Origin of the sequence: Microbacterium sp. Leaf436, assembly GCF_001424715.1 — a bacterium.
Lineage (GTDB): Bacteria > Actinomycetota > Actinomycetes > Actinomycetales > Microbacteriaceae > Microbacterium.
Window position 1 is genome coordinate 162,509 of record NZ_LMRB01000003.1, and the last position, 18,959, is coordinate 181,467.

Below are 18,959 nucleotides of genomic sequence, written 5' to 3' on the forward strand. Positions count from 1 at the left end.
CACGTTCCGGGGAGAGTCGGCTGTCACCGTCTCCACGATAGGCTGAATCCAAATGCTCGAACTCGATCTGACCGCCGACATCCAGGCTCTTCGCTCGACCTTCGCCGATATCCAGGCCGTGGTCGACGTCGATGCACTCACCGCCGACATCGCTCGCCTCAGCGAAGAGGCCGGCGCACCCAACCTCTGGGACGACGTCGACAACGCTCAGAAGATCACCAGCCGTCTCAGCCACCGCCAGGCCGAACTCAAGCGCGTGACCGAGATCGAGCAGCGCCTCGACGACCTCGAGGTGCTCGTCGGTCTCGCGATCGAGATGGACGACGACGAATCCGCCGACGAGGCGCGGCGCGAGCTCGCTTCGCTCAAAGACGTGATCGGTCAGCTCGAGGTGCAGACGCTCCTCGACGGCGAGTACGACCCGCGTTCGGCGGTCGTCACGATCCGCTCCGGCGCCGGGGGCGACGACGCCACCGACTTCGCCGAGATGCTGCTGCGCATGTACCTGCGCTGGTGCGAGCGTCACAAGTACCCCGTGAAGGTCATGGACACGTCCTTCGCCGAGGGCGCGGGCATCAAGTCGGCCACCTTCGAGGTCGACGTCCCCTACGCCTACGGCACCCTGTCGGTCGAGGCCGGCACGCACCGCCTGGCCCGCATCAGCCCGTTCGGCGGCGCCGACAAGCGCCAGACGAGCTTCGCCGCGGTCGAGGTCATCCCCGTGATGGAAGAAGCCGTCGAGGTCGAGGTCCCCGAGGGCGACATCCGCGTCGACGTCTTCCGTTCGTCGGGCCCCGGCGGACAGTCGGTCAACACGACCGACTCCGCCGTGCGCATCACCCACCTCCCGACCGGCCTCGTCGTGTCGATGCAGAACGAGAAGTCGCAGATCCAGAACCGTGCGGCCGCCATGCGCGTGCTGCAGACTCGACTGCTGCTGCTCAAGCGCGAAGAAGAGGCCGCGAAGAAGAAGGAACTCGCCGGCACGATCACCGCGAGCTGGGGCGACCAGATGCGCTCCTACTTCCTCTACGGCCAGCAGCTCGTGAAAGACCTCCGCACCGGGTACGAGGTCGGCAACCCCGCGGTCGTCTTCGACGGCGACCTCGACGGGCTCATCGCCGCCGGCATCCGGTGGCGCAAGCGCAAGGACGACGACTGATCCGCGACCCCCGCGGTCCGAGAGTCCTGTGGATGCCACCACCCCGGCATCCATAGGACTCTCTCGGTTTGCGGACACGGCGCGTCCTGTCGAGGTCGTCGGGGCACCCGCTTAGGCTCATCGAGCCATGATCCGGTTCGAGAACGTCACCAAGCGGTATCGCGGCACCGCGAAGCCCGCCCTGAACGCCGTCGACTTCGAGGTGCAGCGCGGGGAGTTCGTCTTCCTCGTCGGTGCCTCGGGTTCCGGCAAATCGTCGTGCCTGCAGTTGATCCTGCGCGCCGAGACCCCCAGCGACGGTCGTGTCGTGGTGCTCGGTCGCGACCTGCGCACGCTGTCGAACCGCAAGGTTCCCTACTTCCGTCGCCACATCGGCTCGGTCTTCCAGGACTTCCGCCTGCTGCCGAACAAGACCGTGCATCAGAACGTGGCTTTCACCCTGCAGGTCACGGGCGCTTCGCGCGGGTTCATCCAGCAGGCCGTGCCCGAGGTGCTCGCGCTCGTCGGTCTCGACGGCAAAGAGAAGCGCCTTCCTCACGAGCTGTCGGGCGGTGAGCAGCAGCGCGTCGCGATCGCCCGCGCGCTGGTCAACCGTCCCCAGGTTCTGCTCGCCGACGAGCCGACCGGAAACCTCGACCCCGGCACGTCGATCGACATCATGCGTCTGCTGGCCCGCATCAACGCCGGTGGCACGACGGTGGTCATGGCGACCCACGAGGCCGGCTTCGTCGACCAGATGCAGCGTCGCGTGATCGAGCTGAGCGGGGGCGAGATGGTGCGCGACGAGCGCCACGGCGGCTACGGCGACACGTCGAGCCTGCCCCGCCTGGCCCCCGAGGTCGAGAAGGGTGCGGCCGCGGTCGCCGCCCTCACGGCCGTGCTCGAGGTGCAGCGCGAAGTGACCAACATCTCCGGCCCCGTCGAGCCCCTGCGCGGCCCCGAGGGCGCGCCGGCCCCGTCCGCTCAGCCCGCCGCGGCCCCCGCGCGCGCGTCGGCGACCCCGGGCGCCACGCCCGCCGTGACCACACCGTCCGACGACGCCCCGCGCGAGCCGGGCACCAACACGCGCTCCATCCCGGTCAGTACGCCGGACGTCGACGCCCTGGGCCTGGCCGACCGGCTGGGACTGGGCGGGAAGAAAGACCGCAACGACGAAGTGGGACCCACGTCATGAGGTTCGGGCTCATCCTCTCGGAGGCCTTCACCGGCCTGCGTCGCAACGCGTCCATGGTGATCTCGGTCATCCTGGTCACCTTCGTGTCGCTGACCTTCGTCGGCGCCGCGATGCTCATGCAGATGCAGATCGGCAAGATGCAGTCGTACTGGGCCGATCGTGCCCAGGTGGCGGTGTTCATGTGCGCGGCGGTGTCCGACGTCGACACCTGCACCCCGGGGCAGGCCGCGACGCAGGAGCAGATCGACGCCGTCAAGGCGACGCTCGACGGCGAGGCGCTCGCCCCGCTCATCCGCGACTACACCTACTCGACGAGCGACGAGGTGTTCGAGAACGCGAAGAGCCTGCTGTCCGACGACATCGCCGACGTGGTGACGGCCGACCAGTTCAACGCGACCTTCAGCATCAACCTCGTCGATCAGAATCAGGCCGACGTCATCTCGGAAGCCTTCGGCGGCCAGACCGGCGTCGAAGAGGTGAAGGACCAGATGCAGTACCTCGAGCCGCTGTTCCAGGCGCTGACGGTCGCGACCTACGTCGCCGTCGGCATCGCGGGTCTCATGCTCATCGCGGCGGTGCTGCTGATCGCGACGACCATTCGCCTCTCCGCCTTCGCCCGACGGCGAGAGCTCGGCATCATGCGCTTGGTCGGCGCCTCCAACCGCTTCATCCAGACGCCGTTCATCGTCGAGGGCGTGTTGGCGGCCCTCATCGGGTCGGCTCTGGCGAGCGTGGCCGTCTGGGCGATCGTGGGGGTCGGAGTCAACCAGTACCTGCGCGACCGCATCGGCTTCATCACGTCGTGGGTGGGACTGTCCGACGTCGCTTTCGTGATCCCCGTCATCGTGGTGATCGGCGTGATCCTCGCCGCGCTCAGCGCGAGCTTCGCGATCCGTCGCTGGCTGCGCGCCTGAACCCCTGCGTTGTCCGGCATCGGATCCCGGATGCCGGTGACCCCGGCATCCTGTACGCTGGAGGGCTCTGTGTGCCCATGATCATGAGGAGGTGGCACCATGCCTCGTGAGCAGGGTGAAAAACTGATCGCGTCGAACAAGAAGGCGCGCCACGACTACGCCATCGAGAAGACCTACGAGGCCGGTCTCGTGCTGACCGGAACCGAGGTCAAGTCGCTGCGGCAGGGTCGTGCGAACCTCACCGACGGGTACGCCTACATCGACGGCGGGCAGGCGTATCTCGATGCCGTGCACATCCCCGAGTACTCGCAGGGTCACTGGACGAACCATTCGGCCAAGCGCACCCGCAAGCTCCTGCTGCACCGCGAAGAGATCGTGAAGCTCTCGCACGCGGTGTCGGCCGGCGGGTACACGCTCGTTCCGCTGCGGTTGTACTTCCTCGACGGTCGCGCGAAGGTCGAGATCGCGGTGGCCAAGGGCAAGCGCGAGTTCGAGAAGCGTCAGACCATCCGCGAACGCGAAGACAAGCGCGAAGCCGAGCGCGCCATGCGTACGAAGAACCGGCTGGGTGACTGAGGTCGGATTCGTGGCGGTGACCTGCGTTGCCGTGACGCTCGTTGCGGTGACCTACGTGCGCGTTCAGCGCGCTGGGTTGCCGCGGGACGCGGTCATTCCGCGCGGAAGCGCCCCTCGACGACCGACCTCACGACGATCTCGGGCGGCTGCAGGCTGAACGACGGGCCGCTCGAGTCCGAGGCCGCGGCGAAGCGCGCCGACAGGTGTGCCGTCGGTTCCGGCCGTGCCCCGAGCAGGCCGGCGTCGGCGATCTCGACCGGTGACACGGAGGCCAAGCCCAGAGCGCCCGCGTACGCGCCCGCGCGCTCGACGGCGACGTGTACGGCGGCGGCGGCCACGTCGCTCTCGACGCGCACGCGTGTGGCAGGGGAGAGGCGCCATTCCACGGCGATGACCTGCACGTCGTCGGACTCGGTGACGTCGCCGAGCCACCACGACAGGGCCCCGGCGTCGGTGAACGTCGCCGACAGCTCGACGCTGGCGTGGTGCACGAGCGGCAGCTGCGCGCCGTCGCTGTTCCACGGTCGGTCCGACCAGACCGACACCCGAGCACTCGACCATTCCGACACCTCGCCGGAGCGCAGGTGCGCCACCAGGCCGTCCTGCACCGACGAGGCTCGTACCTGAGCGCCCTCGATCACGGGTCCGCGGGACGGCCCGTCGGTCGACACCGTCACCCGGACGGCGGCCTCTTCGGCGCGCACGCGTGCTTCGCTCTCTCCTCGGACGGTGACCACGACCTCGCTCATGCGGTGAGCCTACGCGAGGGGTGTGGTCGTTCTGCGGATGAGATCGAGGGGGAGGGGTGCGGGGGCCGCTCGTGGTGCTGACCGCCGCGGGGTCGCGTCGAGTTCCCGGCACCACCTCGCCACCGCTGCGGGCCACGCGGAATGCGCCGGGTGTCGGAGCGTTGTAGACTGTGAGGCTCCGGTGCTTCGGCATCCGGATTGGTAATTCAACAGCGTGACAGTGGCCGCTCCACACGGAGTTCACGGGGCTGATCGGTTTCGACAGCGTCTGCGAACCCGCGAGAAAGCGGGCCGAGGATGTGGGGTTATCTCGTAAACGCTCCCTGCAAAACAATAAGTGCCGATGCTAAGCGCACTGACTTCGCCCTCGCTGCGTAAGCGAGCCCGATAGTCCGTCAGACCGTGTGCGACCCCGCCACGGATCCTGGCGTCATTTAGGGGTCTTGCTGTGTGATGGCGTCTGGACGTCACACGGGACTTTTCCCAGGCTGGGCTTGTCGACTTAGGTGTCTGTGACAAAGGTCGGAGCCGAGTAGAACGTCTGCACAGACTGCGCCCGGAGAAAACGCGGAGACCCAGCGTTGGACGGGGGTTCGATTCCCCCCAGCTCCACGAGTCACTGTCACGTGAGAAAGCCCTCGTTCCCGCCCGTTTCGGCGGGGACGAGGGCTTTCTTGGTTTCGGGATCGAACCGAGCGCGTGGTCTGCGCGCTCAGGCGGCCGTGCGGGTGTGCACGTCGCTCTCGCCCGACACCTCGTTGAGTTCGAGGTACACGCGCCCCTCGGTGCGGGTGAGGGTGGCCGTGTTGCGCCGCTCGATGCCTTCGGAGACGCGCTCGACGAAGCCGGGCTCGAAGCTGTGCAGCAGCAGGTCCTCGGCGCGGTGGATGCGTTTGCCCGCCCACGCGGCGGCGACCTTCTCGGGGTCGCGGTGCGTGTAGACGACGGTGCGCTCGGCCTTCATGCTGCCGTTGTGCAGGCGGGCGGCATCGGGGGCACCTACCTCGACCCAGGCGACGATCGAGCCGGTCAGGTCGCGCACCATCACGGCGGGCTCGTCGGTGGCGGCGACGCCCTCGCTGAACGTGATGCCCTCTTCGTACTCGAGGCAGTACGCGAGCACGCGAGTCAGCATGTACGGGGCGGTCTCGGAGGGATGCCGCGCGACGCGCAGGGCCAGCTCCTCGTAGACGCCGCGGTCCACGTCGGACAGTTGCACGGTGAACGTGTGAATGGTCGCGCCGATAGCCACGAGGCTCGAGCCTACGTCAGGACGGGGCGGGGAAAAGGCTCGCGCGAAGCGGGGCGGTCCGCCCCGGTGGCCGGTCGGCTGCGGGACGGTTGCCGCGCATGCCGCCCCGACCGTAGCGTCGAGGGATGCCAGACCCCCGCGCCGCACGGATCGACGTCGGTCCGTTCCACCTCGCTCCCACCCCGAACGCCGGAACCTGGACCGCCCTCGCGCGCCGAGGCACGGGGACCGGTCCCGGGCAGAGCGGGGGTGCGCCGGCATCCGGGCTCAACGCTGCCGATGACGACGGGGACCGGGGTTCGGGTCTGCACGCGACCCAGCGGCCGGGGGAGCCGGCATCCGGGATCACCGCCTCGTGGGCGGATTGGGTCGCGTTCGCCCACCGCGTCGTGCAGGCGGATGCGCTGTGGCGCGATGTCGAGGCGCGTGGTGACGCCTGGGACGAGGGGTTCGGGGCCGCGCGCGATGCGGCTGCGGTCAACCCGTACCGGTGACCGCCCGGGTGGACGCCCTCGACCGGGTGTACCGAGGCGGGGGGTGCGTTACTGGGGACCCTCGACGAGCACCAGGCTCTGCCGGGTGTCGGCGAGCTTCACCCAACCGTCACCGAACAGGTAGGTGATGCCGTACCCGTCGCCGTCTGTGCTGATCGCCCACGAGGGGTCCTCGGTGATGTAGGTGCCCGCGTCGCCGACCTCGCGACGCCAGCCCGAGGCGGCGAGCTCCTTTTCGGCCGCCGCGGCGTCGGTGTCGTCGATGCGTGCCCAGCCGAACATCTGCACGCGATCGGTCGTGATCTTCTGATCACCCCACTTGCACTGGATGCCCTCGTCGAGCTCGATGCTTCCGATGCGGAACGGCTCGGACTGCGCACTCCACCCCAGGCTGACGAAGTCGTCGGCCGTCGCCCGGGGAATGATGTTCTGGCAGGTCGGGTCTTCTGCGACGGGGTCGGTGGTCGGTGTGGCCTCGGGTGCTGCGGAGGCCGACGGCGTCGAGGTAACTGCTCCCGCCGGTGCCTCCTGAGGCGCTGCCGGTCCCGAACACCCCGCGAGGACTACGAGGGCGACGGCGGTCAGCGTCGTCGTCGAGAGCGCGAGGGCGAGGGGACGGCGCCTCACGAGGCGTCCTCGTGCAGCAGGGCGAAGAACGCGTCGTGCAGCAGGCCGTTGGTCGCGAACGACGACTCGGCGTCGAGACGGTCGGTGCCGTCGAACGCCGTGAAACGTCCGCCGGCTTCGCGCACGATGGGGGCGATGGCGGCGATGTCGTACTCCTTGACTCCGAATTCGGCGACGAGTTCCAGCCGACCCTCGGCGAGCCACATGTAGGGCAATGCGTCACCATAGGCACGATCGCGCCACACCGCTCGCGTGAGACGTTCGAGAGCGGGAAGGTGATCGACGTCATCCCACTGCTCGATGCTCTGGAAGCTGATGCTCGCAGCCGACACCTGGTCGATGCCCGAGACGTGGATGCGGCGCTCGTCGCCGGTGGCGGTGGTCGTCCACGCGCCCTGCCCGGTGGCGGCCCACCAGCGTCGACCGATCGCCGGCTGACTGACGACGCCGATCTGCGGTACGCCGTCGACGGTGAGGGCGATCAGCGTCGCCCAGACCGGGATGCCGCGCATGTAGTTGTGGGTGCCGTCGATCGGGTCGATGACCCACCGGCGTGCGGTGTCGCCCGAGGTGCCGAACTCCTCGCCCAGGATGGCGTCGTCGGGCCGCTCGGCATCGAGGATCGCGCGGATCGCGCGCTCGGTGGCGAGGTCGGCTTCGGTGACGTGGGTGCGGTCGGGTTTGGTGTCGATGCGGAGGTCGGCCGCGTCGAAGCGTTCCATGGCGACCGCGTCAGCGGCGTCGGCCAGCCGCAGCGCGAGGGCGAGGTCGTCGGTCAGATTCGTCGAGGTCGCGGAGGGGTCAGCAGTGGAGGACACCGCACCAGGATAACCGGCGCTCCTGGCACGATTTGGTGTCGCCCCGTCATGCCTGGTAACGTAATCCCTCGGTTCGAGACGCCGATTTCGAACTGTGAAGACGCACCTCTAGCTCAATCGGCAGAGCAATTGACTCTTAATCAATGGGTTCTCGGTTCGAGTCCGAGGGGGTGCACCACCTCCGAAATTCCCCTCTCGCCTCACCAGGGCGAGGGGGGATTTTCGCATTTTCGGGGCGATTCTCCGGGTGCCTGTCGGTTGTCCCGCGGCAAGATGGAGGGGCCCGCGCGTGCTCGTCGCGGCGCAGACGGGGGATGCCATGGCCGACGACGAACTGTGGGACGTGACCGACGTGCAGGGCACTCCGACGGGTGGGCTGCACCGCCGGGGGGATGGACCGGTGCCGGAGGGCTCGTTCCACATCGTGGCCTCGGTGTGCGTCGTCGCCCCGAGCGGTCGGGTGCTGATGAGCCGACGCGCCGAGGGGAAGGACTACCCGCTCGCGTGGGAGTTCCCCGCGGGCAGTGCCCTTCGAGGAGAGTCGAGCCGCGGCGGGGCGGTCCGCGAACTCGAGGAGGAGACCGGTATCGCCGTCGCCCCGGACGACCTCGTCCTCGTGGGCCGTGTCGTGGAGCCGAGCGCCCTCTTCGACCTCTGGGTCGCGCGGGTGGCGAGCGAGGTCACTCCGATCCCAGACCCGGAAGAGGTTCTGGATGCCGAGTGGGTCACGCTCGACGTCGTGCACGAGCGGTGGAAGGACGGTGTCTTCGCCACGCCGTGGAACATGCGGTTCGATCAGCTCTGGGACGTGCTGGGGGAGCGGGTGCGTGAGGGCGATGCCGAGGTGACGGGGGCGTAGGGCTCCGTCGCGCTTCGCTCGGTCAGAACGGCGGCGGATCTTTCTCGACTTCGTGGCCGCGCGGGGACGTCCACGCCGAGGGGACGGGGACGTTGAGCTTCGTCGCGCTTCGCTCGGTCATAACCGCGGCGGATCTGTGTCGATCTCGTGGCCGCGCGGGACGTCCGCGCCGAGGGGACGGGGGTGTAGAACTCCGTCGCGCTTCGCTCGGTCAGAACGGCGGCGGGTCTGTCTCGACCTCGTGGCCGCGCGGGGAGGTCCATCGCACATCGCCGGTGTCGGGATCGCGGGAGGGACTCCAGCGCGATTCGTGCCGCAGTCGGTGATGATGTCGACACTCGGGTTCGAGATTGTCGGCGTCTGTCGCGCCTCCCTCGGCCCATGCCGTGAGGTGGTCGATGTCGCAGTCCCGTGCGCTCCGCGCGCAGCCCGGGAACACGCATGTCGGTGAGGTGACGCCCAACCACCGGCGCAGCGCGGCCGTCACGCGATACGAGGTGCGATCGAGCGCCAACGGAGCCCCGCTGAGCGGGTGGGTGAGCAGACGGGTCCAGCTCGTGGCGCCACCCGCGAGGCGACGGGCGGTGTCGAGGTCGATCGGACCGTACCCGTCGAGGGTCGCCGGTCCGTCATCGCCGCCGAGGAGCGTCAGCGCGGGAACGGTCACGACGATCGAGGCGCGCGAGGGGGCGGGGCGCGCGTTCTTCACGCGTGGGTGCGCCGTGGCCTGTTCGGGAGTCCGCGGGGTGGTTGTGGAGCTGACCGGCACTGTGGGTGTCGCGGTGGCCGGTGCGGAGCCTGGGCGCGCGCCGTCGACCGTGTCGGCTCCATCCAGCAGGTCGGCCAGCGTGTCGGCGCGCAGCTGCGCCAGTGTCCGTTCTTCGTCGGTGGTCGCGCGCAGGTGTCGGGCGAACCGGTCGACGCGCGCCATCGCCGCGTGGGCACGATCCGCCGGCAGCAGCGCGCTCAGTGTCGCCATGCCGTCGAGTTCCGCCGTCACCCATACGCCGCGGTCGCGAGCGGCTCGCGCGTGTCGCTGCTCGAGGGAGTCGGCGTGGACGCGTTCGCGAAGCGCGCGCGCAGCCACGACGAACTTCGCGGGCGTCAGGGTGCGCGCGCGTTCCGAGGCGCCGTCGTCGAAGGTCGCCCACGTTTCGGGGCTGTCGGGCAGGCTGTCCGCGAGACGAGCGGTCTCGACGGCATGTCGCTCCGACGTGCGCCCCTCGGTGAAGTCGCTCCAGGTGCGCGGACAACGGTCCTGCATGCCCTCTGCCTGCGAACCGCGGACGCGAACCGTCTGTTCGGAGAGGCGCAGGCGCACGGCGATCTCGGCGACGGCCGCGCGCTGAGCCAGGTCGCACCGGTCGCGCGCGATGGCCGCGGCCCCACGACGTCGCGGGTCGCTCCCCACGCCGTCGAGCGTGGGATCGGGGCCGACCCAGGGTTCGGGATCGATGCTCGCGCGGCTCACGAGAAGCGCGATGAGCCGGTACCCCTCGGCGGTGGCCCGGCGCTGCGTCACCGCTGCGACCTCGAGCGCGCGGAGCAGAGCGTCGACGTCGGCGTCGCCGTCGAGGAGCGGCGGGCTCGCGACCTCGCCAGTGTCTGCGGTGGGGGTCGAGCCGTCCTGCGGTGCGCTGGTCAAGCCGTCGTGCGCGGTGGGCGCCGGGTCGTCGCCGCCGGGGTCGTCATCAGAGTCGACGATGTCGGTCGACTTGTCGATCTCCGCCCACGAGAACTCGCCGGACGCACGCTCGTCGCCACTCTCATCGCCGTCGAGAAGCCCGAGCTCTCTTGCCCAGAGCGTGTCCGCTTCGAGCTGCAGATCTCGGGCGCTCGGAGGGGGCACATCGCGCCACCATTCGACGGCCCGGCGGCTGTCGTTCACGGGGGCGGAGAGGCTCATGTCCAGACGGTATCGGCAACCTCCGACATCGGCGGAAGGACCGTTCGCGGGGCTCCTCGGTGGGCCATCCGGCCTTGGAGGGGTGTCGATGCGGGGCCACGGTGCACCCTTCGCCCCTCACCGACGAAGGGCCCCGCCCCGCGACGCACGCCGCAGACCGAGGCCCCTCACCCCGCCCCGTCAGGCGGCGTCGCCGATCAGCACCGCAGCGCCCTCGTCCGCGGCATCCGCGTGTGCTCCGTCGATGTGGGCCAGCAGGCGGCGTCCGAACAGGATGCACGCGCTCGAGATCACGACCGACACTGCGGCCATGAAGTACGGCACTCCGGCGCCGTAAGCGTGCCAGAGCAGCGCGGCCAGCGGGGGAGCCACGGCCCCGCCGAGGAACCGCACGGCCGAGTAGGCCGATGACGCGACCGAGCGCGGAAGGTCGGTGGCCTCCATGACCGCTTCGGTGAGCGCGGTGTTCACCACGCCGAGCACGAGACCTCCGACGACGATGCAGACCACCAGTGCCGTGGCCGACGACACCACGAAGGCGGCGACCAGCAGATCGACGGCCAAGAGCGGCAGGGCGATCAGCAGCACCGTCGTCAGGCGCAGGTGCCGAAGCAGCAGCGGGGCGACCCACACGCTCGTGACGGCGAGCCCCAGGCCCCAGCCGAAGAACGTCAGGCCGATCCCCATGGCCCCGAACCCCAGCGGGAACGGTGAGAAGGCGAGCAGGGTGAAGAAGCCGATGTTGTAGAACAGCGCGGTGGCCGCGAGGATCGCCAGCGCGGGGCGACCGAGAGCGCGGAACGGCGCACTGAACGCGATCGGCCGCCGCTCGGGCGTCGGTCCGCGCAGCAGCAGGGTGACCGCCACGAACGCGATCGCCATGAGCACGACCACCCCGAAGAACGGTCCGCGCCAGCTCGCCTCGCCCAGGATGCCGCCGAGCAGCGGGCCGATGGCGATGCCGAGGCCGAGCGCCGCCTCGTACAGGATGATGGCGGCCGAACTGCCGCCGGATGCGGCTCCGACGATGGTGGCCAGCGCCGTGGAGATGAAGAGGGCGTTGCCGAGGCCCCAGCCGGCGCGGAAGCCGATCACGGCATCCACGCTGCCGCTCAGGGCGCACAGCAGCGAGAACACCACGATGAGCCCGAGGCCGACCAGCAGGGTCGCCTTCGCGCCGATGCGGCTCGAGATCCAGCTGGTGACGAGCATCGCGAGTCCGGTGACCACGAGGTAGCTCGTGAAGAGCAGCTCGGTCTCGACGGGGCTCGCCTGCAGAGCGTCGGCGATGGCGGGGAGGATCGGATCCACCAGGCCGATACCCATGAAGGCGACGACGCAGGCGAACGCCACCGCCCACACCTGTGCGGGCTGCTTCCAGACGCTGGGGGTGGCGCCGCTCATCGACCGGCTCCGATCGTCTCGCGCGCGGGGGCGGGCTGCAGGCCCACGCGGGCCGACAGGGCGCCGGCGGCGACGCGCACGGCGTTCCATTCGGCATCCGTCAGATCCGCCACGTGCGGGGCGAGGGCGGCGCGCAGCGACTCGAACCAGCGGGTGAGCGCCTCGATCCCGGCGTCGGTCGCGGCGATCACGCTGACCCGCGAGTCGGCGGGGTCGGCCTGTCGGGCCACGAGCCCCGCGGCGTCCATCTGGTGGACGAGGCGGGTCATGCCGGGCTGGGTCACCCGGCTGAGGGTGGCCAGGTCGCCGAGGCGCTGGGGGCCGTGGTCGCGCAGCAGCGTCAAGGTGCGCCACTGCGCGCCGGGGGCGTCGTTCTGGGTGTCGATGGCCGCGATGCGCGTGAGGGCGTGCACCGCGAGCAGGAGTTTCTGCAGGTCGTCGTCGCGGGTCATACCAAAAGCATACCGCAGGTATATACCTGGGGTATCTAACGCGAGCCGAGGCGCGTCGACAGCTGGTGCGCGTGCGAGAGCAGGATGCGCCCGAGCTCCGCCAGCCGTTCGCCGCCGAAGCGGAACTCCACGCCCGTGAGGCTCAGTGCCCACTGCGGGTCGCCGTCGCGGGTGAACACGGCCGCGCCGATGCCCCAGCTGCCCTCCACGATGAGCCCCGGGTTCACCGCGTAGCCGCGTGCCTTCGTGTCACCGATCCGCGTGCGCAACCGCGCGGACGAGTGCGAGGCGCCCCACTTCTCGACCAGTTCCGGATGCCGCTCGAGATACGCGTCCACATCCTGGGGCGGAAGGAACGCGAGGATCGCCAGGCCGGCCGACGCGACGCCCAGCGGGAACCGCACGCCCTCCGAGAGCACGAACGAACGAATGGGGAAGCTACCGTCCTCGCGGACCAGGCAAACGGTCTCGTCCCCGCGACGCACCGAGAGGAAGGCGCTCTCCTCGGTGCGGACGGCGAGCGAGCGCACGATGTCGCGCGCCGTCGCGGTGATGTCGAAGCGGGATGCCGCGACGCTCCCCATCAGGTACAGCTCCGGCCCCGGAAGCCAGTGGCCGCTGTGCTCGTCACGGTCGACGAGGCCCTCGGCGCGAAGGGCCGTGAGCAGCCGGTGCGTGGTCGGGCGGGTGAGGTCGGCGTCGCGGGCGAGGTCGCCGACTGTCGCGCCACGTGCGCCCGCCGCCGTCACGAGGCGCAGCAGGTGCGCGGCTCGGGCGATCGCCTGAGCGCCGGGCACCCCGCGCCCGCCCGCGGACGGGGTGGGCGATCCGCCGCGTCGACCCGCGCCGTCGTCGGGGTCGATTCCGGATGCCGTGTCCACGATGTGGACGCTACGCCCCGACCCATCCACATGGCAAGAACCCACTGCCGGTCCCGGCGCTCGCCGGAGCAGCATGGGACGACGCAGACACGAAGGAGTTCGCGTGATCGACAAGACCTGGAGCTCGGCCGCCGAGGCCGTCGCCGACATCCCCGACGGGGCGTCCCTGGCCGTGGGCGGGTTCGGCCTGTCGGGCAACCCCATCGCCCTCATCGAAGCGGTGCTCGCCCAGGGCACCCGCGACCTCTCGGTCGTCTCGAACAACTGCGGCGTCGACGACTGGGGACTCGGCATCCTGTTGGGGGCCGGACGCATCCGCAAGATGACCTCGTCGTACGTCGGCGAGAACAAGGAGTTCGAGCGGCAGTTCCTCTCGGGCGAACTCGAGCTGGAACTCACGCCCCAGGGAACGCTCGCCGAGAAGCTGCGTGCGGGGGGCGCCGGTATCGCCGCCTTCTTCACCCAGACCGGCGTGGGCACGCAGGTGGCCGAGGGCGGTCTGCCCCGCCGCTACGACGGATCCGGGGGCATCGCGGTGGCCTCGCCCCCCAAGGACGTGCGCACGTTCGACGTGAACGGCCAGCCCCGGGAATTCGTGCTCGAAGAGGCGATCACGACCGACTTCGCCCTCGTGCACGCCTGGAAGGGCGACCGCCACGGCAACCTCGTGTTCCGGAAGGCGGCGCGCAGCTTCAACCCCCTCGCGGCGATGGCCGGGCGCACGTGCATCGTGCAGGTCGAGACCCTCGTCGAACCAGGCGAGATCGAGCCCGACGCCGTGCACCTGCCCGGGGTGTTCGTGCACCGCATCGTCGAGGTGGGCGAGGTCGAGAAGCGCATCGAGAAGCGCACGGTGAGCGGGAGCGCCCGATGAGGTGCCGCGCGTGCCGGCGTCCGTCGCCGCCCCGGACGCCGATCGCCTCCGCCCCGTCCGCGTCGACCGAGAAGAGGATCTGACATGCCCCTGACCCGCATCGAGATGGCCGCGCGTGCCGCCCTCGAACTCGCCGACGGCGCCTACGTCAACCTCGGCATCGGCCTGCCCACCCTCGTGCCCAACCACGTGCCCGACGGCGTGACCGTCGTGCTGCAGTCCGAGAACGGCATCCTGGGCGTCGGTCCCTATCCGACCGACGACGCCGTCGACGCCGACCTGATCAACGCCGGCAAAGAGACGGTGACCACCCTCCCGGGGGCAGCGTTCTTCGACTCCGCGCTGAGCTTCGGCATGATCCGCGGGGGGAAGATCGATGCCGCCATCCTCGGGGCGATGCAGGTGTCGGCATCCGGCGACCTCGCGAACTGGATGATTCCGGGCAAGATGGTCAAGGGCCCCGGCGGCGCGATGGATCTCGTGCACGGAGCGGCTCGCGTGATCGTGCTCATGGAACACGTCGCCAAAGACGGAACGCCCAAGATCGTCGACACCTGCTCGCTGCCGCTGACCGGCCGGGGCGTCGTCGACCGCATCATCACCGACCTGGCCGTCATCGACGTGACCGACGAGGGGCTCGTGCTCACCGAGCTCGCCCCCGGTGTCACCATCGAAGAGGTGCAGGATGCCACCGAGTCCGCCCTGATCGTCGCGCCCGGCGTCGCCGCACGGCCCTGACGGCCCCGCTCCACCGTCTCCCCGACCGGAAGGACACCCCATGTCACTCGACACCGCCATGTCACACGACACCGACGTCGTCATCGTCGCCGCCGCCCGCACGCCCCAGGGACGGCTGAAGGGGCAACTCGCTCCGCTCACCGCCGTCGAGCTCGGCGCCGCGGCGATCCGCGGGGCGCTCGAACGCGGCGGGATCCCGGCCGCGTCGGTCGACGCGGTGCTCGTGGGCCAGGTGCTGCAGGCCGGAGTCGGGCAGAACGCCGCGCGCCAAGCGGCCCTCGCCGCCGGCATCGGCTGGGACGTGCACGCCGCGACGGTCAACAAGGTGTGTCTGTCGGGCCTCACCGCGATCATCGACGCCGCGCGCATGCTGCGCCTCGGCGACGCCACGGTCGTCGTCGCCGCCGGTATGGAGTCCATGACCCGCGCGCCGCACCTGCTGATGAACTCGCGCGAGGGCTACGCCTACGGCTCGGTCGAGGTGCTCGACCACCTCGCCCACGACGGGCTGACCGACGCGTACGACCACGAGAGCATGGGCGCGTCGACCGAGCGGGCGAACACGCGGTACGAGGTGTCGCGCCAGGATCAGGATGCCGTGGCCGCCCGCTCGCACCAGCGGGCCGCCGCCGCGCAGGCGGCCGGGGTCTTCGACGCCGAGATCGTGCCCGTGACCATCCCGCAGCGCAAGGGAGAGCCGCTCGTCGTGCGCGCCGACGAGGGGATCCGCGCCGACACCACGGTCGACACCCTGGCGAAGCTGCGCCCCGCCTTCGCGGAGGGCGGGTCGATCACGGCCGGCAACGCCTCGCAGATCTCCGACGGCGCCTCGGCCGTGGTCGTCACCTCCCGTCGCATCGCGGCCGACCACGGCTGGGACGTTCTCGCCGTGGTGGGCGCCGCCGGCCAGGTCGCCGGCCCCGACAACTCGCTGCACGCCCAGCCCGCACGCGCGATCGCCCGTGCCCTCGACGCGCAGGGGCTGACCGCGGGCGACCTCGACCTCGTCGAGATCAACGAGGCCTTCGGCGCGGTCGTCGCCCGCTCCCAGGCCGAGCTCGGTCTGTCCGACGACGTGGTCAACCCGCACGGCGGCGGCATCGCGATCGGTCACCCCATCGGAGTGTCGGGCAACCGCCTCGTGGTGCACGCCGTGCACGAGCTGGTCAAGCGCGGCGGTGGCACGGCGGCCGTGGCGCTCTGCGGCGGCGGCGGCCAGGGCGACGCGCTGATCCTCACCCGCGCGAACGTCGCCGGCTGAAACACGGAACGGATGCCGCGACCTCGAGGCCGCGGCATCCGTTCGCCGTCAGGGGGTCAGCGCGAGAGGCGCTTCTTCAGCAGCTTCTGCTGCTTCTTCGACACGGGGGAGTCGCCCGCGATGACTTTGCCGCGGCGTGCCCGGCGGGTGTCGACGACCGAGCCCACGGCGAGGGCTAGGGTGATGCCCCAGCTGAGCCACGCGAGCGCGACGCGCCACGTGAACGGCTCGTCGTTGCGCAGGGCGCGCAAGAGCGTGACGCCGCCGGTGATGGCGCTGAGAAGACCGGTTCCGAAGATGTACTGGCGCATGCGCCCAACCTACCCAGGGTGGGGGAACGCACGCCGCGCCTTGACACGGTGACGCGCCGACGCGTCGATCGTTCGAGCTCGGACGCCGCGTCGACCGCGGGAGCGCGCCACGTTCGGCCGACGCTCGTGTCGCATCCCGTCCAGCCCCCTGCGCGTTTCCGCACCGCTGTTAGCCTGAGAGCAATTCCCGAGGAGGACCTGTGACCCAGGCCGAGTTCGTCGTCGTCGCCAATCGTCTGCCCGTCGATCGCACCCCCGACGGCGAGGGATGGCGGCGATCCCCGGGAGGGCTGGTCACCGCCCTCGAGCCCGTCATGCGCAGTGCCGAGGGCGCCTGGGTCGGCTGGGCGGGTCAAGCCGACGTCGAGGTCGAGCCCTTCGAGTTCGACGGCACGCTGCTGGTGCCGGTCACCCTGTCAGCCGCCGACGTGCAGCTGTACTACGAGGGCTTCTCGAACGACACGATCTGGCCGCTCTACCACGACGTGATCTCCCCACCCACGTACAAGCGCGCCTGGTGGGAGGCCTACGTCCGCGTGAACCAGCGCTTCGCCCGGGCCGCCGCCGATGCCACCGCCGAGAACGGCACCGTGTGGGTGCAGGACTACCAGCTGCAGCTCGTGCCCAAGATGGTGCGCGAACTGCGCCCCGACGTCACGATCGGGTACTTCCACCACATCCCCTTCCCCGCATACGGCCTGTACTCGCAGCTGCCGTGGCGCAAGCAGGTGCTCGAGGGGCTCCTCGGCGCCGACGTCATCGGCTTCCAGCGCGTGGCCGACGCGGGCAACTTCGCCCGTGCCGTGCGGCGTCAGCTGCGCTACGAGACCAAGGCCAGCGGCATCCTGGTGCCCGACGGCGAGGGCGGCACGCGCGTCGCGCTCGCGAAGGCGTTCCCCATCTCGATCGACGCCGAGTCGTACATCGAGCTCGCGCAGCGCCCCGACATCCAGCAGCGCGCCCGCGAGATCCGCGAGGGTCTCGGCAATCCGCGCAAGATCCTGCTCGGTGTCGACCGCCTCGACTACACCAAGGGCATCCGCCACCGCCTCAAGGCGTGGGGCGAAGTGCTCGAAGACGGACGCGCCACGGTCGAAGACGCCACCCTCGTGCAGGTCGCGAGCCCCAGCCGCGAGCGCGTCGACGCCTACATGCAGTTGCGCGACGAGATCGAGATGACCGTCGGGCGCATCAACGGCGACTACGACACCACCACGCACACCGCCATCCGCTACCTGCACCAGTCCTACCCGCGCGAAGAGATGGTGGCGCTGTTCCTCGCCGCCGACGTCATGCTCGTCACGGCGCTGCGCGACGGGATGAACCTCGTGGCCAAGGAGTACGTCGCCAGCCGCATCGACAACCGCGGAGTCCTCGTGCTGAGCGAGTTCGCGGGTGCCGCCGACGAGATGGGCAGTGCGCTGAGGATCAACCCGCACGACATCGACGGGCTCAAGGATGCCGTGATCCGCGCGATCGACATGCCCGCGGCCGAGCAGGGACGACGCATGCGCACTCTGCGCAGGCGCGTGCGCGAGCACGACGTCGAGGCCTGGTCGCGCGGCTTCCTCGAAGCACTCTCGGCCTTCCACGACAAGACCAGCGCGACCGCCGCGGTCGAGGTCGAGGCGGGCACCGAGGGCGAGGACGCCCGATGACCGCGCCCGACGCGGCCATTGAGGCCGTCGCCACCACCGAGACCCTGCTCGTCGCCCTCGACTTCGACGGCACACTGTCGCCTCTCGTCGACGAACCGCTCACGGCCCGCATGACCGCGGGTGCGCGCGCGGTGGTCGACGAGCTCGCCGCGCTTCCCCGCACGACCGTGGCCCTCGTCTCGGGCCGGACCCTCGCCGATCTGCGCGTCATCGCGGAGCACGGCGACGACTCGCCGATCTGGTTGGCGGGTTCGCACGGCGCAGAATTCCGGATGCCGGGGGAGCAGACGACGGTCTCGTCCGACGCGGCGGCCGACACCGCCGACGAGACCGCGCTGCGCGACCGTCTCACGGCCGAGATCTCGCGCGCCGTCGCCGAGATCCCGGGCGTGCGCATCGAACCGAAGCAGTACGGTCTCGGCGTGCACACCCGCACGGCGGACGCCGGGGGAGCCGAGGCCGCGCGCGCGACGGCCGATCGACTGGTGCAGGCGCAGGCGCCGACCTGGCGTCGGCGCACGGGCCACGACATCCTCGAGTACTCGTTCCGTCACGAGGGCAAGGACTCCGCGGTGCGGCACCTGCGCGAACGCCTCGGCGCCACCGGCGTGCTGTTCGCCGGAGACGACGTCACCGACGAAGACGCCCTCGCCTCGCTCGAGCCGGGCGACCTCGGGGTGCGCGTGGGCGGGGGAGAAACCGTCGCCGCCCTCACCGTCTCCGACATCGACGGGTTCGTCGAGGTGCTCGAGACGGTGGCGCGGCTGCGCGCCGCGCACACCGGCTGAGAGCGCATCCCGTCGGCGCACATCCGACCGTGACCGGTAATCGAAGGATCACGCGTCGACG

20 protein-coding genes, 1 tRNA gene and 1 other RNA gene are annotated in these 18,959 nt (G+C 70.4%); 13 read left to right on the forward strand and 9 right to left on the reverse strand.

The genetic code is table 11. The features are described from left to right. Positions 1-52 precede the first annotated feature (52 nt). The 4 genes from prfB (at position 53) to smpB (ending at position 3,826) form a co-directional block, all read left to right on the forward strand. A complete protein-coding gene (gene prfB / locus ASG45_RS09660; RefSeq protein ID WP_055836385.1) occupies positions 53-1,162 on the forward strand; it encodes a peptide chain release factor 2 in 1,110 nt (369 codons plus the stop codon). A 127-nt stretch (positions 1,163-1,289) separates the two neighbouring features. Continuing rightward, positions 1,290-2,336 carry a cell division ATP-binding protein FtsE gene (gene ftsE / locus ASG45_RS09665; protein WP_055836389.1) on the forward strand — a complete coding sequence of 349 codons (1,047 nt, stop codon included), beginning with the start codon at positions 1,290-1,292 and terminating at the stop codon, positions 2,334-2,336. Next, entirely contained in the window at positions 2,333-3,250 is a 918-nt protein-coding gene (gene ftsX / locus ASG45_RS09670; protein ID WP_055836391.1) for a permease-like cell division protein FtsX, read from the forward strand. The genes ftsE and ftsX overlap by 4 nt, the downstream gene beginning before the upstream one ends. 99 nt (positions 3,251-3,349) lie before the next feature. Then, positions 3,350-3,826 carry an SsrA-binding protein SmpB gene (smpB, locus tag ASG45_RS09675; protein WP_055836395.1) on the forward strand — a complete coding sequence of 159 codons (477 nt, stop codon included), beginning with the start codon at positions 3,350-3,352 and terminating at the stop codon, positions 3,824-3,826. A 92-nt stretch (positions 3,827-3,918) separates the two neighbouring features. Here the strand turns inward: smpB and ASG45_RS09680 are convergent, their stop codons facing one another. After that, complete coding sequence (locus ASG45_RS09680) at positions 3,919-4,575, reverse strand: SIMPL domain-containing protein (protein WP_055836399.1); 657 nt, start codon at positions 4,573-4,575, stop codon at positions 3,919-3,921. A gap of 244 nt (positions 4,576-4,819) precedes the next feature. Between ASG45_RS09680 and ssrA the strand changes: the two genes are divergently transcribed. Beyond that, positions 4,820-5,190: a transfer-messenger RNA gene (ssrA, locus tag ASG45_RS15905) on the forward strand. 97 nt (positions 5,191-5,287) lie between these two features. On the opposite strand, the gene ASG45_RS09685 is transcribed toward ssrA, so the two are convergent. After that, positions 5,288-5,827: a YaeQ family protein gene (locus ASG45_RS09685; protein ID WP_055836402.1), complete on the reverse strand. Its 540-nt coding sequence runs from the start codon at positions 5,825-5,827 to the stop codon at positions 5,288-5,290. A gap of 125 nt (positions 5,828-5,952) precedes the next feature. On the opposite strand from ASG45_RS09685, the gene ASG45_RS09690 reads away from it, so the two are divergent. Continuing rightward, on the forward strand, positions 5,953-6,321 hold the full coding sequence (locus ASG45_RS09690; protein WP_055836406.1) for a hypothetical protein: 369 nt from the start codon (positions 5,953-5,955) through the stop codon (positions 6,319-6,321). Positions 6,322-6,369: 48 nt separating this feature from the next. Here the strand turns inward: ASG45_RS09690 and ASG45_RS09695 are convergent, their stop codons facing one another. Continuing rightward, a complete protein-coding gene (locus ASG45_RS09695) occupies positions 6,370-6,948 on the reverse strand; it encodes a hypothetical protein (protein ID WP_055836409.1) in 579 nt (192 codons plus the stop codon). After that, positions 6,945-7,766: an inositol monophosphatase family protein gene (locus ASG45_RS09700; RefSeq protein ID WP_055836412.1), complete on the reverse strand. Its 822-nt coding sequence runs from the start codon at positions 7,764-7,766 to the stop codon at positions 6,945-6,947. The genes ASG45_RS09695 and ASG45_RS09700 overlap by 4 nt, the downstream gene beginning before the upstream one ends. 102 nt (positions 7,767-7,868) lie before the next feature. Between ASG45_RS09700 and ASG45_RS09705 the strand changes: the two genes are divergently transcribed. Beyond that, positions 7,869-7,944: transfer RNA gene (locus ASG45_RS09705), tRNA-Lys, on the forward strand. Between the two features lie 111 nt (positions 7,945-8,055). Further along, positions 8,056-8,625: an NUDIX hydrolase gene (locus tag ASG45_RS09710; RefSeq protein WP_055836415.1), complete on the forward strand. Its 570-nt coding sequence runs from the start codon at positions 8,056-8,058 to the stop codon at positions 8,623-8,625. 211 nt (positions 8,626-8,836) lie between these two features. Here the strand turns inward: ASG45_RS09710 and ASG45_RS09715 are convergent, their stop codons facing one another. The 4 genes from ASG45_RS09715 to ASG45_RS09730 all read right to left on the reverse strand — a co-directional run bounded on the left by ASG45_RS09715 (position 8,837) and on the right by ASG45_RS09730 (position 13,184). Next, the gene (locus tag ASG45_RS09715) at positions 8,837-10,531 is read right to left on the reverse strand and encodes an HNH endonuclease signature motif containing protein (protein WP_055836418.1); all 1,695 of its coding nucleotides are present in this window, start codon (positions 10,529-10,531) and stop codon (positions 8,837-8,839) included. 180 nt (positions 10,532-10,711) lie between these two features. Continuing rightward, complete coding sequence (locus ASG45_RS09720; protein ID WP_055836420.1) at positions 10,712-11,935, reverse strand: MFS transporter; 1,224 nt, start codon at positions 11,933-11,935, stop codon at positions 10,712-10,714. Then, positions 11,932-12,387, reverse strand: a complete 456-nt coding sequence (locus ASG45_RS09725; RefSeq protein ID WP_055836423.1) for a MarR family winged helix-turn-helix transcriptional regulator — start codon at positions 12,385-12,387, stop codon at positions 11,932-11,934. Before ASG45_RS09725 ends, ASG45_RS09720 begins: the two co-directional genes overlap by 4 nt. A 35-nt stretch (positions 12,388-12,422) precedes the next feature. After that, the gene (locus ASG45_RS09730) at positions 12,423-13,184 is read right to left on the reverse strand and encodes an IclR family transcriptional regulator (RefSeq protein WP_055837849.1); all 762 of its coding nucleotides are present in this window, start codon (positions 13,182-13,184) and stop codon (positions 12,423-12,425) included. A gap of 187 nt (positions 13,185-13,371) precedes the next feature. Here ASG45_RS09730 and ASG45_RS09735 point away from each other — a divergent pair, with 187 nt between their 5' ends. From ASG45_RS09735 to ASG45_RS09745, 3 genes are all read left to right on the forward strand, one after another. Next, the gene (locus ASG45_RS09735; RefSeq protein ID WP_055836427.1) at positions 13,372-14,142 is read left to right on the forward strand and encodes a CoA transferase subunit A; all 771 of its coding nucleotides are present in this window, start codon (positions 13,372-13,374) and stop codon (positions 14,140-14,142) included. A gap of 84 nt (positions 14,143-14,226) precedes the next feature. Then, positions 14,227-14,880, forward strand: a complete 654-nt coding sequence (locus ASG45_RS09740; RefSeq protein WP_191914919.1) for a 3-oxoacid CoA-transferase subunit B — start codon at positions 14,227-14,229, stop codon at positions 14,878-14,880. 58 nt (positions 14,881-14,938) lie between these two features. Continuing rightward, positions 14,939-16,141: an acetyl-CoA C-acetyltransferase gene (locus ASG45_RS09745; protein WP_055837854.1), complete on the forward strand. Its 1,203-nt coding sequence runs from the start codon at positions 14,939-14,941 to the stop codon at positions 16,139-16,141. A gap of 56 nt (positions 16,142-16,197) precedes the next feature. Here the strand turns inward: ASG45_RS09745 and ASG45_RS09750 are convergent, their stop codons facing one another. Then, on the reverse strand, positions 16,198-16,452 hold the full coding sequence (locus ASG45_RS09750; protein WP_055836430.1) for a hypothetical protein: 255 nt from the start codon (positions 16,450-16,452) through the stop codon (positions 16,198-16,200). 200 nt (positions 16,453-16,652) lie between these two features. On the opposite strand from ASG45_RS09750, the gene ASG45_RS09755 reads away from it, so the two are divergent. Further along, a complete protein-coding gene (locus ASG45_RS09755; protein ID WP_055836433.1) occupies positions 16,653-18,110 on the forward strand; it encodes an alpha,alpha-trehalose-phosphate synthase (UDP-forming) in 1,458 nt (485 codons plus the stop codon). Then, a complete protein-coding gene (otsB, locus tag ASG45_RS09760) occupies positions 18,107-18,898 on the forward strand; it encodes a trehalose-phosphatase (RefSeq protein WP_055836436.1) in 792 nt (263 codons plus the stop codon). Before ASG45_RS09755 ends, otsB begins: the two co-directional genes overlap by 4 nt. Positions 18,899-18,959 lie beyond the last annotated feature (61 nt).

Coding starts and splice junctions, on each gene's coding strand:
- prfB (WP_055836385.1), top strand. CDS start 53: ATGCTCGAACTCGATCTGACCGCCGACATCCAGGCTCTTCGCTCGACC.
- ftsE (WP_055836389.1), top strand. CDS start 1,290: ATGATCCGGTTCGAGAACGTCACCAAGCGGTATCGCGGCACCGCGAAG.
- ftsX (WP_055836391.1), top strand. CDS start 2,333: ATGAGGTTCGGGCTCATCCTCTCGGAGGCCTTCACCGGCCTGCGTCGC.
- smpB (WP_055836395.1), top strand. CDS start 3,350: ATGCCTCGTGAGCAGGGTGAAAAACTGATCGCGTCGAACAAGAAGGCG.
- ASG45_RS09680 (WP_055836399.1), bottom strand. CDS start 4,575: ATGAGCGAGGTCGTGGTCACCGTCCGAGGAGAGAGCGAAGCACGCGTG.
- ASG45_RS09690 (WP_055836406.1), top strand. CDS start 5,953: ATGCCAGACCCCCGCGCCGCACGGATCGACGTCGGTCCGTTCCACCTC.
- ASG45_RS09715 (WP_055836418.1), bottom strand. CDS start 10,531: ATGAGCCTCTCCGCCCCCGTGAACGACAGCCGCCGGGCCGTCGAATGG.
- ASG45_RS09720 (WP_055836420.1), bottom strand. CDS start 11,935: ATGAGCGGCGCCACCCCCAGCGTCTGGAAGCAGCCCGCACAGGTGTGG.
- ASG45_RS09725 (WP_055836423.1), bottom strand. CDS start 12,387: ATGACCCGCGACGACGACCTGCAGAAACTCCTGCTCGCGGTGCACGCC.
- ASG45_RS09740 (WP_191914919.1), top strand. CDS start 14,227: ATGCCCCTGACCCGCATCGAGATGGCCGCGCGTGCCGCCCTCGAACTC.
- ASG45_RS09745 (WP_055837854.1), top strand. CDS start 14,939: ATGTCACACGACACCGACGTCGTCATCGTCGCCGCCGCCCGCACGCCC.
- ASG45_RS09750 (WP_055836430.1), bottom strand. CDS start 16,452: ATGCGCCAGTACATCTTCGGAACCGGTCTTCTCAGCGCCATCACCGGC.
- otsB (WP_055836436.1), top strand. CDS start 18,107: ATGACCGCGCCCGACGCGGCCATTGAGGCCGTCGCCACCACCGAGACC.